The sequence below is a fragment of the Vibrio sp. J2-3(2022) genome, assembly GCF_021725735.1.
Taxonomy (GTDB): domain Bacteria; phylum Pseudomonadota; class Gammaproteobacteria; order Enterobacterales; family Vibrionaceae; genus Vibrio; species Vibrio diabolicus.
The window spans coordinates 1,332,561-1,347,299 of record NZ_JAKKCK010000001.1 but is presented as its reverse complement, the minus strand read 5'-3'; the positions used below and the strand labels follow the sequence as shown (position 1 = coordinate 1,347,299).

Annotated in this window: 14 protein-coding genes; all 14 read right to left on the bottom strand. The window is 43.4% G+C overall.

Annotation, left to right across the window (positions count from 1 at the left end; translation table 11 throughout):
* Positions 1-31: 31 nt before the first annotated feature.
* Positions 32-631 (bottom strand): TetR/AcrR family transcriptional regulator, encoded by a 600-nt coding sequence (locus tag L3V27_RS05860; RefSeq protein ID WP_006742221.1) that lies wholly within the window; start codon positions 629-631, stop codon positions 32-34.
* A gap of 50 nt (positions 632-681) precedes the next feature.
* Positions 682-1,002 (bottom strand): N(4)-acetylcytidine aminohydrolase, encoded by a 321-nt coding sequence (gene yqfB, locus L3V27_RS05855; RefSeq protein ID WP_005392475.1) that lies wholly within the window; start codon positions 1,000-1,002, stop codon positions 682-684.
* 64 nt (positions 1,003-1,066) lie between these two features.
* Positions 1,067-1,465 (bottom strand): VanZ family protein, encoded by a 399-nt coding sequence (locus tag L3V27_RS05850; protein ID WP_005392476.1) that lies wholly within the window; start codon positions 1,463-1,465, stop codon positions 1,067-1,069.
* Between the two features lie 2 nt (positions 1,466-1,467).
* Positions 1,468-2,775 carry an oligosaccharide flippase family protein gene (locus L3V27_RS05845; protein ID WP_225461268.1) on the bottom strand — a complete coding sequence of 436 codons (1,308 nt, stop codon included), beginning with the start codon at positions 2,773-2,775 and terminating at the stop codon, positions 1,468-1,470.
* Positions 2,776-2,783: 8 nt separating this feature from the next.
* Positions 2,784-3,815, bottom strand: a complete 1,032-nt coding sequence (locus tag L3V27_RS05840; protein WP_237311270.1) for a glycosyltransferase family 4 protein — start codon at positions 3,813-3,815, stop codon at positions 2,784-2,786.
* Positions 3,812-4,645 (bottom strand): putative capsular polysaccharide synthesis family protein, encoded by an 834-nt coding sequence (locus L3V27_RS05835; RefSeq protein WP_047008449.1) that lies wholly within the window; start codon positions 4,643-4,645, stop codon positions 3,812-3,814. The genes L3V27_RS05840 and L3V27_RS05835 overlap by 4 nt, the downstream gene beginning before the upstream one ends.
* A gap of 15 nt (positions 4,646-4,660) precedes the next feature.
* Positions 4,661-5,914 carry an O-antigen ligase family protein gene (locus L3V27_RS05830; protein ID WP_237284389.1) on the bottom strand — a complete coding sequence of 418 codons (1,254 nt, stop codon included), beginning with the start codon at positions 5,912-5,914 and terminating at the stop codon, positions 4,661-4,663.
* Positions 5,880-6,932: a glycosyltransferase gene (locus tag L3V27_RS05825; protein WP_237311269.1), complete on the bottom strand. Its 1,053-nt coding sequence runs from the start codon at positions 6,930-6,932 to the stop codon at positions 5,880-5,882. The genes L3V27_RS05830 and L3V27_RS05825 overlap by 35 nt, the downstream gene beginning before the upstream one ends.
* A gap of 2 nt (positions 6,933-6,934) precedes the next feature.
* The gene (locus tag L3V27_RS05820) at positions 6,935-7,744 is read right to left on the bottom strand and encodes a putative capsular polysaccharide synthesis family protein (RefSeq protein ID WP_074189858.1); all 810 of its coding nucleotides are present in this window, start codon (positions 7,742-7,744) and stop codon (positions 6,935-6,937) included.
* Positions 7,722-9,902, bottom strand: coding sequence for a polysaccharide biosynthesis tyrosine autokinase (locus L3V27_RS05815; protein ID WP_237311268.1), 2,181 nt, complete (start codon positions 9,900-9,902; stop codon positions 7,722-7,724). The genes L3V27_RS05820 and L3V27_RS05815 overlap by 23 nt, the downstream gene beginning before the upstream one ends.
* A 15-nt stretch (positions 9,903-9,917) precedes the next feature.
* Complete coding sequence (locus L3V27_RS05810; RefSeq protein WP_031780257.1) at positions 9,918-10,430, bottom strand: polysaccharide biosynthesis/export family protein; 513 nt, start codon at positions 10,428-10,430, stop codon at positions 9,918-9,920.
* Positions 10,431-10,463: 33 nt separating this feature from the next.
* Positions 10,464-11,669, bottom strand: coding sequence for an outer membrane beta-barrel protein (locus tag L3V27_RS05805; protein ID WP_237311267.1), 1,206 nt, complete (start codon positions 11,667-11,669; stop codon positions 10,464-10,466).
* 10 nt (positions 11,670-11,679) lie between these two features.
* Positions 11,680-13,080, bottom strand: a complete 1,401-nt coding sequence (locus L3V27_RS05800; RefSeq protein ID WP_048625323.1) for an undecaprenyl-phosphate glucose phosphotransferase — start codon at positions 13,078-13,080, stop codon at positions 11,680-11,682.
* A gap of 423 nt (positions 13,081-13,503) precedes the next feature.
* Positions 13,504-14,622 (bottom strand): maltose/maltodextrin ABC transporter ATP-binding protein MalK, encoded by a 1,119-nt coding sequence (gene malK / locus L3V27_RS05795; protein ID WP_005375271.1) that lies wholly within the window; start codon positions 14,620-14,622, stop codon positions 13,504-13,506.
* Positions 14,623-14,739 lie beyond the last annotated feature (117 nt).

The window sequence follows — 14,739 nt, the reverse complement described above, 5'->3', positions numbered from 1 at the left end:
TAGGGTGTTCATCTTACTTTTACGCTACCTACTATGGGCAAGTTCGCGTGTTTTGCAGTAGATGTTGAGTATAGGTCAGACTTTGCGTTAATGCTGCCTGATCTTGATACAGTTTGTTCAGCAAGCTTGCGCCGTTCCAAAGGTAGTATATCTGCCTTGCCAATAAAGCACTGTCACCATTTGGGATAGAGCCATCTTGAATGCCTACGTCAATGCAATCCGCCATTGCTTGAATGGTTTTGTCTGCACCTTGGCGTAACGCTAGACGCATGGACTCTGAGAGATCGGAGACTTCCGCACTTAACTTGACCAACAAACATTTGTTCGCATTACATACGTCGTCTTCTACTTTGACCATTTCTTCAAAGTAGCTCATTAGGCGTTGGTAGCCATTCAGATCGGTATTGGTAAAGCGTGCGTTTAAACGCTCAAAATACTTAGTAAAGTAGTCTTGAATCATCGCTTCACCAAATTGTTCTTTGGATTTGAAGTAATGATAAAACGAGCCTTTCGGCACCGCGGCCTTTTTTAAAAGCTCTGAAAGGCCAACACTCGTAAACCCTCGGTTTACGATTAACTCGTATCCGACGTCGAGAATATGTTGGCGTGTGTCGTTCGTCTTTGCGTTCATGAAGCGTACTATAGAATGAATTAGACCAGTCGTCTAGTTTTTGTTGTGGGTTATTTGATTAGCTCGTACTCAATCACAAATAGCGTGTCGGTGTTTGGGTAGATTTCTCGAATTAACTGCTTGAGTTTTGGCAGTTCGATGGCTTCTTGTTCAGCATGAAACTCATTGATATCTTCAAAGTTGAGTGGTTCTACAGAGCGTATTTTGATGTTGCAGACTTTACGATCCGTCTCTAGCGTAAAAACTTCGACCTCTGTATTTGGAACGTAGTGACTTTCTGATTCATCTCGAATCGTAATCGTTTTTTTGCCTGATGTGATCAACGGGGTTAAGAATTCAAAAAAGGTAATCTTGGTTGGGTGGGATGACATGATGTACTCGTTAGTCTGATTGTTTGGCGTAATTATATACCCAAATAACCTTGAGGTGCTTATTTCAAGAGAACGAGCGAGTGCGCAGGACGCGAATCAACTTGGCACTAAAGTAACCCGAGATAATGCCTATCCAGTTGGTGCTGAGATCATCAAAACTAAACGAGCGACTTGGAATAAAAAGTTGACTTATTTCTTCCATTGAAACGATAGCCAACAGCAGTAGCAAAAGGCGGATGCCAAAGACGTCGGCTTTACTTGAACTTACTAAAGAGGGGAAGGTGAAGACCGATAAAAAGCCGATCAATAAACTGAAAGTAAAGTGAAGCGTACTCGATCCACCTAAGTAGGTTTCCATTTGCAGGTAAGTGGCATGGTGTAAGTCAGAGCTTTTCCACAAAGAGAGTGAAGCCGTAAGCGTCAGAACGAAAACAAAACTTATCCGTGTCAGTATTGAAACCATAATTAACCTATTGGAAAGAAGCCTAAGTAACGTTTTACAAAGTACAACGCTGCTAGATTCTGAATTGCCATGCCAATTGCCATCGCCCATGCTGCACCAATAACACCGAACGTTTGGCAAAGCGCAATGAGCAAGCAGATAGAAATTGTGCCGGAGGAAATTGTAATGTATTTCATGGTTCTTTCGTGACCGCTCATGAGTAATAAAAATCCTACAGAGCCAGTCGCAACATTGACTAACTGCCCTAAAGACAGGACGACTAACAGTGGCGCAGCAGCAAGAAACTCTTCACCAAAAAACTGCATCACAAACTCTGGGAATAGAGTGCAAATAATCACGGGCACAATGGCCAAACCAACGTTGGCTCGGCAAGCTAAACGGCTAAGGCTTTGCAGTTTGATCATTTGACGTTCTTTGTAGAGAGAGGCAAACATAGGAGCGACCACAAAGTTAATGGTAATCAGCACAAAGCCAATCAGCAGTGATGTACGTTGAGCTGCGGCTAATAAACCGAGTTCCGCTGTTGAGATAAAAAAGCCCGCAATGACAAGGCTTCCCCATTGAAGGACGTTCGTGAAGATACTGCCAATCCAGACTTGCTTGGCAGAAGCGACCATTTTTTTGTTTGGTACGAAAGCTGATGTCTGATACTGACCTGAACCTAGCCAATTAACACTGGATATTACCGCGACGCCCACACTCGCCAGAAGCAGTGCGGTCATCAGATTGTTGATATTTTGCTGACCGATATAGTCCAAGCCAAAGACAAAAAAGACCATCAACATACTCACGCCAAGCTGTAAAGCAAACAGTGATGACACGACCTTTCTACATGCTTGAAGCACACGACTGTTGGTCTGTGCAAGCACCAAAAACGGTATGCAGAACAAGCCTAAAGTAATCGCATGCATTGGCGATTGGGTCTGGTTTAGCTGTTCAGGAAACAGATTAAATCCTACCAACAAAACGGCCATGGCTAGCAAGCAAAACGCCATACTTCGATAAAGTGCCGTTTTATAGTTGTGGCTTTGTTGAAGTGTCTCTTTGTTGTTAAAGGCGATCGCATTGTAGCGAACTAATGAGACATCAAAACCTAGCTGAGAAACGATCGCGAGTAGTGAGACTAGGTTGAATAAAAAGAAAAATTGACCGGAAGTCGAAGCGTCACTGGTCTTTGATACAATCAGTGTCAGTAAAAAAGCAAATAGCGCACTCAACACACGCGTGATTGCGGTTTTCAATCCAGTAGATAGCAAGCTTTTTTTACCGCTGGGCATCAACAGTAATTTTTGTTGAATAGTGTGAAACATAGAGGTATTTAACCGTAAATATTATTGAGTGCGAGGCGCTGTTTTTCTTCACTGAAGGCGTCGTTTAACGCTGTTGTATATTGGCAAAAATCAATTTCATCATAATAATTGACACAGTGCGCGATCTGCTTGGCCATTTCTTCAGGTGTTAGCGCTAAAAATGGGTAGTTGAGATCTTTGGTCGCGCCGATAGTTCGAATCACCATAGGAAGATGTAATTTGGCTGCTTCTAGAATAGTTAACGGCATCCCTTCCCATGCTGCAGTATGTAAGTAAAGGTCTGAACCCTTGAGCTTTTTAACCACTTCATCACGAGGCAACATGCCAGTCACATCCACATTTTCTGTACGCAATTTTTGTTCGAGTGTGTGGTCACCGCCACCTATCCAAGTGATATCTAATGGGCGGTTAAGCGCATATCGATTAAGGTGTTGCAATGTGTCGATGAGAAATTGCGGATCCTTTTGGGGCGCGACACGACCAAGCACAACAAGTCGCAGCGCTTCTTGTCTGTTTCGCAATAAACGCTCTTCACTTTGATAGGACACGTAGTTGTTGAGCAGTTCAGCACGTTTCGCGCCAATACTAATCGCCAAGTCACATTCTCGTTGGCTACAGCCTGCCACCACATCAATTTTGCTTAGTTTTACTTTCTCTAGCGCTCTATAGAGCTGGCGCGCGAATTCGGAGATATCTTCACGTTCGAAAGCATAACAGTGCGGCGTATAAACCAAGCGTGCCTTACCAAGCTGTAGAAATCGGCCGAGAAATCCCGCTTTACTCGAGTGCAAATGCACGACGTCGGGAGCAAGTGATGCAATCATGTGGTTTGCATCGCGAACAAATTGAAGTAAGCCGCCTTCCACCCATTTGGTCTGTGTGAAAATATGATGGTTGTTTTCATTGGTTAAGTCGTTTTCTCGAGCTCTGGCTAGCAAGAAATGTTGATAGGGTTCGTCTCGAGAGGAGTGAGCATAACTATAGAGGGCGGTTTGAACGCCACCTCCGAAGGCTTCTGTAATATGGAGCACTTTTTTCATGATGATTTTGTTCCTGGTGTCTGCATCCATTTATGTTTGAAAGCATCACGCTCTTGTTCTGAATAAACGTGGCGATATAAGGGAAGATCGTACATATAGAACAGCTTTGAAAAGTCGTAGTGATGCTTAAAGTGCTGGTGGATATTGGAGTACCACTTGTTTTTCGCTTCATTGCTGTTTTTCAGCACGAAGTCTTGCAGCCCGAGAAACTCACCAATTTCTTTATCGAGAGAGCTGAGCTTTTCGCATTTGATTAGCATGACGTTGGCTTGCTCGTTCTTGAATGTGAAGAAAGGTTGAGTGTTGTCCAGTTCTTGGCGCATCACATCGATATTGAAATTACGCTTTAACTCGTTGTCGAACCAGTTCGCAAAATAGTTGAGATTGATATAGTTATCGAAACAATGTTCGAGGTGCTGATACGTGACTGCCATATCTCGGTGAATTGCATCATTCTTTTTGCCTTCGATAAATTGCAAATGGAGGTCTTGAAAGAAACGAGAAAAGACAGTTGCGATTGGATCACGGACCAGTGTGACGATTTTGATCTGTTCGCGTTTTTGTAAGATACGTTTTCGTTGCTTGAGCACTAAGCGGTAGAGCGCACGGTTTTTGAAATCGAAAAATTTACTCACGTCTTTTTTATTGTGATACATGTGAAATTCTTCGTGATCATCAAAGGTGTGGATGTGATAGCTTGGGATATTTCTTTCTCCCAGCGTGTGCTCAATTGACGATGAGCCAACTTTGCCCATTTGGTAAACTAAAACAAAATTGTCAGCTTGGAGTTCTCGGTTCTTTTCAAATTGTCGAGAGATTGAATACTTCATCTATCCTATCCTTGATTATTCAAATTCGTGGTGATGGTTTACCGGAAAAGTATGAGCAATGGTGTTGACCTTTGACTCGCGGCTCATGCTTATCATGACGGGTAATAAGAGTATTAAAATGATGGTGGTATTTACCGCAACGAAGAACACCATGATGAGGGCGTATATCGCGAGTAAGAGGCTTTTCCTGTTGTCATTGAGACTACGGAAGCAAAAGCGAATAAAAAGAAAATAACCACCAAATAATAGGGCGATACCGAGCAACCCGTATTCAATTGCGGTATCTAACACAAAGTTGTGGGTGTAGATCGCCAGCTCATCATAGTTAAAGTAACTGATCATAAAGTTGGGCAGCATCTTCGCGCCGACACCTAAAATAGGGTGTTGAAGTAAAATATCTAACCCATTGGCAAGTAAGAGTTTTCTATGAAGGTTCGACACCCAGCGAGCTTCACTTTGGTTGGCAAATAAGACGTCTTCTTGGGTTATTTCCAATGTGTCTGCTAACGTTTCAAACCCAACATAGAGTGTAGTTGCGACGGCAGTGAACACCATAAAGCTTAAGGCCAATAAAATGGTCCACGTATACGTTTCATTAAGCGATTTTCTCATCAGGTTTTTTACGAGCAGCTGGTCAAAGAAGAAAAGCAGACAAAAACCAAGTAGTGCTTTTCTTTCTTGCGACAACACCAGTAATACCAAAGCAACGAGCATCAAAAGGTGGAAAGCGCGAATTTTATCCCGATAAAGGTACAGTAGTGAGCAAAGTACACCGAACCCGTATTTACTTACCCCGAGTAACTTAAACCCGCTTTGATAGCCTTGAGCAAAGTGCCATAAGGCAACGAGCGTACAGATGAAAAACAGCAGATAAGTGAAATAAACCATTACCCATTCATCATCAAACACGCCATAGGCGTACATTAGGCTAAGCAAGCAGAGAATCGCCAGCCATTGCACGGTTTCTATAACTAGCGGCATTAGGGGGACGCGATTTAGCAGGCCATTTAAGAACACATACCCAGTGAACAATACGAGGAACCCCATGCAGGGATGCATGAGTTTTTCAGCTTTTCCTTCCAATACCACTAACGCTGTAAAACCAATGGACAAAAGACTTACGATGTCTGATGGTGCTAGTGCTATTCCTCCAGCACGAAACTTCATAGGAATAAAGAACAATGCTAATAGGCATGCTGCAAACCATGAGGCTCGATGGCTCGATGGCGCGGAGCTATTTGTTGGTGCAAAGCTGCTGGTAGATTCCATAGTAACCTTCACGAAATTTATCGATGGTGTAGAGAGAGGCCCTATTGACTGAGTATTGACTTGCAGCGTCATACCGCTCAACACTTTCACACAGCTGGAGCACTTTCTGGCTCAGCTCATTTGAGTTACCAACCTGAAATAAATATTCGGCACGTCCGGTGACGTCATCCAAACCGGGTACGTCCGATGATAATACGGGTAAGCCTGCTGCCATGGCCTCAACCGCCGCCAAGCCAAAGCCTTCGACATGCGATGATTGCACGTAAATGTCCATGTCGTTCAAAAACGCTGGAACATCAGAAACTACCCCATGAAAGTGAACACGTTGCGTGACGTTGAGCTTTGTTGCCAACGCTTGCAGTGACGATTTTTTTTCGCCATCTCCAGCAAGATGGAGCTCGTATCGTCTCGGTAAATGGACAAGTGCTTGGATAAGAGTTTCATGATCTTTATGTTGGTGAAGTCGGCCCACCATGCCAATCTTGATGATTGGTTTGTCGATTAGGTGGCTGGCGCACTTCGGCATCATAGGAAACCTTTTTAAATCAACGCCATTGTGCACCACGTGATATTTATGTTGGTAGCGAGGCATGAACTTCACCAGTTCATCTTGTACTTTTTCACTAATACTGACCGTCAAGTCGTGGCCCCAATACAAGACATATTCCATGAACTTAAACAACGGATAGTCACGTCGACGGTTGTAAGAGCAGTGCTCAGTCTGGATTCGTTTTTTACCTACCGCCAATAGCGCTAGATAAATGGAAGGGTAGAGGTGCCCGTGAACGACATGCGGCCAACGTAGCAAACAGTATTTCTCACTCAATGACAAAGTGCGCCAGTTAAAACACTCTATCCCTTGGGCGGATAGCGTTGGTAAGTAATCATTTTCATCACATAAGACCAAAATTTTGATTTCGTATTCAGGCTTATGTTCTAAAACAAGGTCGACTAAGAACTTCTGAGCACCGCCGTTCTGAGAAAGATCATTAATAATATGTAGAATCTTGGTTTTCATGATTAATTGGTCAGATATTGCTGTTTAAGGTCGGTGATTTCTGCATTTGAGAAAAAGTGCTTCGTCAATTTAGAATTCAGCATTTCTTCAACGTACTCGGGTGTAGGTTGAAATTGCGTTTTGAATTCTTTCATTAGTGGCGAGTACCATTTGTTGTCTGACTGATTTTCATAAACAACATCCACGGGGTAACCTAAAAAGCCTTCAACTGCGGAGTTAGCCTGCTTTAGCTTGTCACTTCGAATGACCAACAGTGAAAAGTTATTGTTATGGTATGTCTGATAGCCTACTTCGTGATTAAAAGGTTCGTTAAACACATCAATCCCTGTTAGTTGTTTGATTTCGTTGTCAAACCACTGCAGCGCATATTGATGATTCATGTGCTTATCAAATGCCTCTTGGAGTAACTGCGGACGTTCGGTACGGATTGCGCTATCATCTTTTAGGTATTTGTCCGCCATCCAAAACGGAAGTGCTTGAAAGAACATTGAAACATTTCGTCCGATCGGTTCACGCACCAGCGAGATAATTCGAACTTTTTTCTTGCGCTTTAACATACGGCTCATCGCTATGCGCTTGAGTCGTCGCTTTAACGCGTTGATCTGAGGTTTATGCAATTGAGCTCTGACAGGGGATATCTGTTTTTTCGCATCGACAGTCATGAGATCGTGCAAGTGAACCGAGTTAGGAATGGAATGCTCTAATGCACTCGAACCTACTTTGCCCATTTGATAGATCAATACCGGTTGTTCTTGGCTTTTCAACGTTTGGTACCAAGATGCGTTTGAGTTAGTAGGCGTATTTCTGGACATAAAGCGTTTCTCCTTCCTTAGTCTTGGCTTGTGTGATTAAGACGCCAAGAGATGGAACTGAGTGTTGTATTTGTTTAGATAACGCAAGGTTAACCAGTGATGATTTTGTCGATTCTGAGCGAATGACGGTAATCAGACCATTGGCATACTGACCAAGAATAAGTGCATCACTCACTGACAGTAGGGGCGGTGTATCGATAATGATCCGGTCATACTTATTTTGAAAATGTTCGAGCAACTTTTTAAAGCGATCAGAAGCTAGCAGTTCCTGTGGGTTTGGCGGAATTAGGCCTGCCGGTAATACATCTAAGTTGGCTTCTTTTATATGCGTAACACAATCTTTGATTGGCGTATCCATAGTCAGGATATGCGTTAAGCCTGGGCTTGATTCAGCAATACCAAACCGTTTTGCGATGGAAGGTCGGCGTAAATCGCAGTCGATGATCAATACCTTTTCCATTTTTGAAAACGACACCGCCATATTGATACTGGTCGATGTTTTTCCTTCTTCTGGAATGGCAGAAGTAAAGGGCAATATCTTTTGCTTAGTGTTGGTTAGTCTGAGCAGAAGCGAGGTTCTGACGGAGCGACAAGCTTCACTAAATAGCTTTTCTTCATCATCTAAATACGCGGTATAACTGACGCCGTTTTTACGCAAATTGCGTTTTTTGACCATCGGAATCACGCCTAAACACGTAACACCAAGTTTTTCCTGCACATCGGCTGTGCTTCGGATAACTTCTCGCATCGTTTCTAAGATGATGACCAGCGCACAAGCAATGGCAAAGCCAAAAAAGGTGGCAATCAGTACCAGTTTGATTCGTTGTGGTGCCACCGGGAATAGAGGAATGATGGCTTTGTCAGTAAAGCGAGCGGTGACATTCTTGTAGTCGCTGGTGGCGTTGGTCTCTTTCTCACGATTTAAGAACGCTTCATAGAGTGCCTTATTGGATTCAACCTCGCGTTTTAACTGTTCGTAACGCGCTTTTTGTGACCCTAACGATTGGAAGTCCGACTTTTTGTGATCGAGTTCTGCTCGAAGCATGTCCTCTTGAGCCTTTGCAGCAAGAAGGTCTTGTTGCTTACTGAAGGAAATGTCACGAATGAGTTGCTGGGTTCTAGATTGAATTTCAGCAAGCTGCGCTTTCGCCTGAATCATTCGGTCATGCTTGGGGCCGTAGCGCTGTGCCAGCTCAGAGAGATTTTTGGCTGCCTGGGCTTCCGATAATTTGAGGTCGCGGATCTGCGCTTGATTAGCGAATTCATCAATTGACAGCAAGCTGTCTAAACTTTGTGAAGATTTACGTCTTAACAGTTGGATTAACGTCTGCGCTTCAATGCGCTTATTAACAGCGACATTTAGCTTGCGAGTGAGTTCTTCTAGCTCATTTGCGTAAATTTCATCAATACCGTTTATATCGATCAACCCTTCTTTTAACAAGAACTCTTGCAGCGCTTGCTCAGAGTTACGTAATCGCTCCTCCAATTTTTGTGAGTTATTTGTCAACCAAGTGGCCGCATTTTGTGTAACGACCAATTTGGCTTCAAAATTTGCGTCAATGTAGGCTTGGCCGACCGCGTTGGCGATTGTCGTTGCAAGCTTAGGATCGGTAGAACGAAAGCGAATTCTGACTAATTGGGTGTTACGTACTGGCTCAATATCGAGTTTACTTCTGAAAGCTTGAAGTGCCTGATAATAGGACTCTGAAAATTGGGCGGTTTCTTTTGGGCTTGGTGCCACATTCAGTAGGTCTTGAACAAAAGGGATCGACTTTATTTGGTCGATCTTTTGATTTAATCCACCTGAGCGTGTGAACTCCGGTAGTTGAGTTAGGTTCAGCTCTCTAATGACCTTATCTGCGATATGATTCGATTTTAAAATGGCGATTTGCGTTTGAAAGTACTCTTTTTTTGTCGTGTCGACGCCATATACTTCCTCGATTGAAAGGGCGCTTTTTTGTTCCTCTTGGATGAGTAGCGTAGCTGTAGCTTGGTATATCGATGCTTTGGAGTAGATATACCAAGTACAAGTTAATGAGAACAGAAGCGTGAATGCTGCGATGCTTAGCCAATTCTTTTTAATCGCTTTGAAGTGATGGCCAAAACGAATCAGTTCTACTTTGTTCATCTGGAGATTATTTGGATGAGTCCCGTTCATTTGATTCCCTGTCACTTAAAAGAAGCTCTGGTCGATAAATACAATGTCACCAGGCTCAACGTTGCGGTGCATACTGACACCCTCTATCGTTTGACCCGTTTTATGTTTGGTGAGGTTAATGCCTTTGCGTGAGGCTCGGTCGGTCAAGCCACCAGCTAAAGCGATGGCCTTTTCGATAGTTAATCCTGGTCGATATTCAAATCCACCTGGTTTCCTGACTTCGCCATTGACGTAAAACAGACGAAAGTTATTGATGGTGACCATCACTTTTGGGTTGATGAGATAATCGCCTTTTAAGCCCGTTTCTATTTCGTACTTGAGTTGTTTCGGTGTTTTTTTGATTGCTTTGATTCGGCCAAGGTAGGGGTAATCAAAATAGCCATCTGACGTTATTAGAATATTTTTAATCGTAAGATCTTCTTCACCATAGACCTGCACGGAAATGGTATCGCCCGTGTCGAGTAAGTAATCTTCTTCGTTTGAGTCAGCGTTTACCAAGGTGCTAAATAGCAATAACGCGACGCTCATGAATGTGATGAATGACTTCATTAATAATCCTTGTTACAGAGAAAACTGTGCGCTTAAAGTCCAAATGTTCTGTTCGAAGCTATAACCTAGTCGGTTAGAGGTTTTATCTTGGTATTGCCAGTCGGCTTGCAGCTGTACCCAGCGTTTAATTTGATAATCGATACCAAAAGATAGGGTGTAGCGATCGTCGTTTCTGGTGATCCCCGTATAGTCATCTTGTTGATAAATAGCACCTAAGCGAGTTGCAAGGTAACTATTCCAATCGTGCTTGAGGTTCAGTCGATAACGAGTTTGTAGGTTGTAATCGCCATCTTGATCTGGGTTAACTGCCGCTTGAGTAGTTTTCACGCTGACTAGAGTTTGTTCTTGAGGCAACCATTCAAAGCCGATATCCCAACTGAAGCCTTTAAATGTCTCTCGTTGAGCGCTGTCAAAATCTTTGATTTGATAACCGAGTCGAGCGATGCCTTTGGTTTTTCCCGTTACTTCCCATTCGGCACCGGTGTAATAGAAACTGGTGCTATTATCTTTGGAAGGCTGCGCAGAATTTAGGTGCTGATAGTCGGTTACTATTTGTTTTGTCCCAACTAACCAATAGGTTCTTGGCGTCGCCCTTAAATAGAACTCCAAGTGTGCATTGGGAGCTCGAAAATCGTTGTATTTCGTTTTAGCGTTTGTGCGCCCAGGCAAGCCGTCACGGTAGTTTTGATAGGTTTTATCACTGTAGCCTAAACCGAATTCGAGTCTGCCTTTTGCACCGTTAGAGCCAAAGACATAATTGGTTTTGATATCGTTACGGTTGAACTCTATTGGTGAGTCTATTGCGCTACCATTACCTTCGGTAATGTCTTCCCCTCTAATTTCATGCTGGGTGCGTAAACGATAATCAACCACTAAACGATGACGATGATTGAACTCAAAAAAGTTGGAAAACTGAAAGGTATGATCGTCGAAGTCGTTGCGGTCATCGGATGAAAAACCTGCTTTCAACTTGTATAAAATATCTGCGCGATAGCGATTCCTTTCTATACGTGCTAATAAGCTTGGCTCTATACCCCAAATATTGACCGATTCTACATTGCCGGATTCCTCCGCTTTGTTGATGTTGTCATCGCCCTCGTAGAAAGTTCTTACGAGGGGAATAAACTCAATGCCAGACTCGGTTTGGTAAGCCATCGGTTCTGCGAGTAAGCCAGTTGAAAACAGACTCAATGCTATTGCCATTGTCAGTTTCTTCATAATCTCAACCTTAGTAAGCGTTAGCACCAGTGAACCCTTTGAAAACGGTCATGAAGATGATTTTGATGTCCATCCAAACAGACCAGTGGTGGATGTAATCCAAATCAAATTCGACTCTCTTTTCCATTTTTTCTAAGGTGTCGGTTTCGCCGCGATAGCCATTAATTTGCGCCCAGCCAGTAATGCCTGGTTTTACTTTGTGACGTAGCATGTATCGGTCAACAATCTGGCGATACTCTTCATTGTGCGCCACGGCATGAGGGCGTGGACCAACAATAGACATGGTCCCTTGCAGTACATTGATAAATTGAGGCAGTTCGTCCAAAGAGGTGCGACGCAGAAAACCACCAAAAGGCGTAATGCGTGGGTCGTTCTTTGTCGCCTGTTTCACGTGAGGGCCTTGATCCATAGTGGTCATTGAACGGAATTTCCAGACTTCAATCTTGCGTCCATCGAGGCCGTAACGATGCTGTTTAAAAATGACCGGACCTTTAGAGGTCAGCTTAATGCCAATCGCAATGGCGAGCAGGACTGGAGAGATCAAGGCTAAAATAATGCTCGAAAACAAAATGTCTTCAAACCGTTTTACCCAGGAAGAAATTCCAGCAAATGGCGTATCAAATACGCTGAGCGTTTGAACTTGGCCGATTTGCGCCCAACGAGAATGCAAAAGGTTATAGGTAAAGAAGTCGGGAATCAGATACGTATTTGCGGTGGTGTCTGAGAATTGGTTAAGAAGCGATGCAATACGTTCTTTTGCGTGCATTGGCATTGCGATATAGACGTAATCCACTTCCCCTTTCTTGGCTCGCTCAAGAGCGTGGTCAACTGCCCCTTTAATAGGGTAAGCAGAATTTGGCAATCTGTCGGAAGAACGCTCATCGTAAAAGCCATCAAAAAGTACACCGTGTTCAGTGTGGTTTTGAATTTCGTTAGCAAGGGTGATGCCGTGAGGAGTTTGGCCGATGATGATCGCAGTACGAGTGTTGAATCCTTTTTTTCTTAAATAGGCTAATCCGGTACGGAATGTCACTCGCCATGCCAAAAGTAGAGCGGGCGTAATCGCAAACCACAATGCCAGAATAGTGTTATCAAATAAGTCATAGACTTCCGAAAAATACAGAACAATAAAGATAAGCGCGGAAGTTACTGCCCAGGCCACACAGACAATAATCATCTGCTCTTTAAACGAACTGGTTCGCCAAGAGCGGTACAGGTTGCCGCTTTCTGCCATAAATAGAAAGGAGATGCCTCCAACAAAAGCCAGTATGACGTAATCTTTCCCCATCGCAGTATTCATGTCTTTGAACACTAAAAGCAGCATAAAAGAGACGATGACAGCAAGATCTGAGATGCGATATAAAAAAGCGAACTCCATCTCGTGAGAGCGGATAAGTCCTTTTTGTTTCATGACTCAGTTTCCTTTCTTACACGCTACCGCCCTTGGGTGTCTCCCCCAATTGCCGTGTCGTGAGCGTTATTAGTAGTTGGTGAACAGAGCATTCTGTTGAATGCTTCTGAGTTTTTTGTCACGTGTAATTTCGTTGATAAGTGTAAAAATTTGCGTTGTTGAGGTAAGTGGAAATAAGAATGAAATTTAGACCTTTGGCTAAGTTTGGCGGGTTAGGAAAAAGCTGGTACTTACTCATGAGGGATGAGGAAAAGTATTAAAAATGAAGTATCAGTACAAAGACAATGGTTTATGTAAAGGTAGAAGAAACGGGTGATCTTATGGGTTAACGATTAATGATTTAGTATCGAATTACTTATATTTATTAGGATAAAAAAATCCCTCTCAAGTGAGAGGGATTTATTGTGAATCAGGACGAAAAAATTATTCGACTTCTACGCCGTTTTCTTTGTATAGGCGGCGGCATGCACGACCATCACTGTGGAACAGGTGACAACGGTGTGCTGGAATACCAATCTCGATTTTATCGCCGGTATCGACTGCGAGCGTGTCAGGCTGACGGAAAATAACGTCCGCGTCCGCACCTTCTAGGTTTAGGTATACTTGAGTTTCGTTACCTAGCTTCTCAACAATCATCACTTCACCGTGAATGCTTGCATCAGCTTCAGAAGCGGATAATAGGTGCTCAGGGCGAATGCCTAAAGACATGCGGTCGCCACGGTTAACCGTCGTGCCATCCACTGGAATCCAGAAAGATACGCCATTAGATAGTTGAACTTTGACGCGCTCTGCTTCTACTTCATCAATGAATACGCTCATGAAGTTCATTTTCGGAGAACCGATAAAGCCTGCTACAAAGCGGTTTTGTGGGTAATGGTAAAGTTCAAGTGGCTTACCAACTTGCGATACATAACCGCCGTCTAGTACAACGATTTTATCTGCCATTGTCATTGCTTCTACCTGATCGTGCGTTACGTAGATCATGGTACAACCAAGTTGACGTTGTAGCTTAGTGATTTGCGCACGCATGTTTACACGCAGTGCGGCATCCAAGTTTGATAGTGGTTCATCTAGAAGGAATACATTAGGTTGCGATACCAGTGTTCGACCGATAGCCACACGTTGACGCTGGCCACCTGAAAGCGCTTTTGGTTGGCGTTCAAGTAAGTGACCCAGTTGTAGAATTTCTGCAGCTTGCTCAACACGTTTGTCGATTTCTGCTTTGTCTGCTTTTGCTAATTTTAAGCCAAATGACATGTTGTCATATAAGTTAAGGTGTGGGTAAAGAGCGTAAGACTGGAATACCATACCAACACCACGTTTGGATGGTTCGACGTCATTCATGCGCTGGTCACCAATATACAAATCACCTGAAGTAATGTCTTCAAGACCGGCAATACAACGTAAAAGGGTAGATTTACCACAACCTGATGGACCTACGAAAACAACAAATTCACCTTCGTTGATTGTTAGGTCTACGTTCTTAGAAATCAGTACGTCGCCATACGCTTTACAAACATTTTTTAACGTGACACTCGCCATGTAGCTCGTCCTCGATCAATTTTTTATTATTCACCGCTCATCATTATATGAATTATCTAGCGAGCAGTAACAGTAGGAATCGGTAAGTTATTGCGGTTGGTAAGAAAAGTAGGGTAG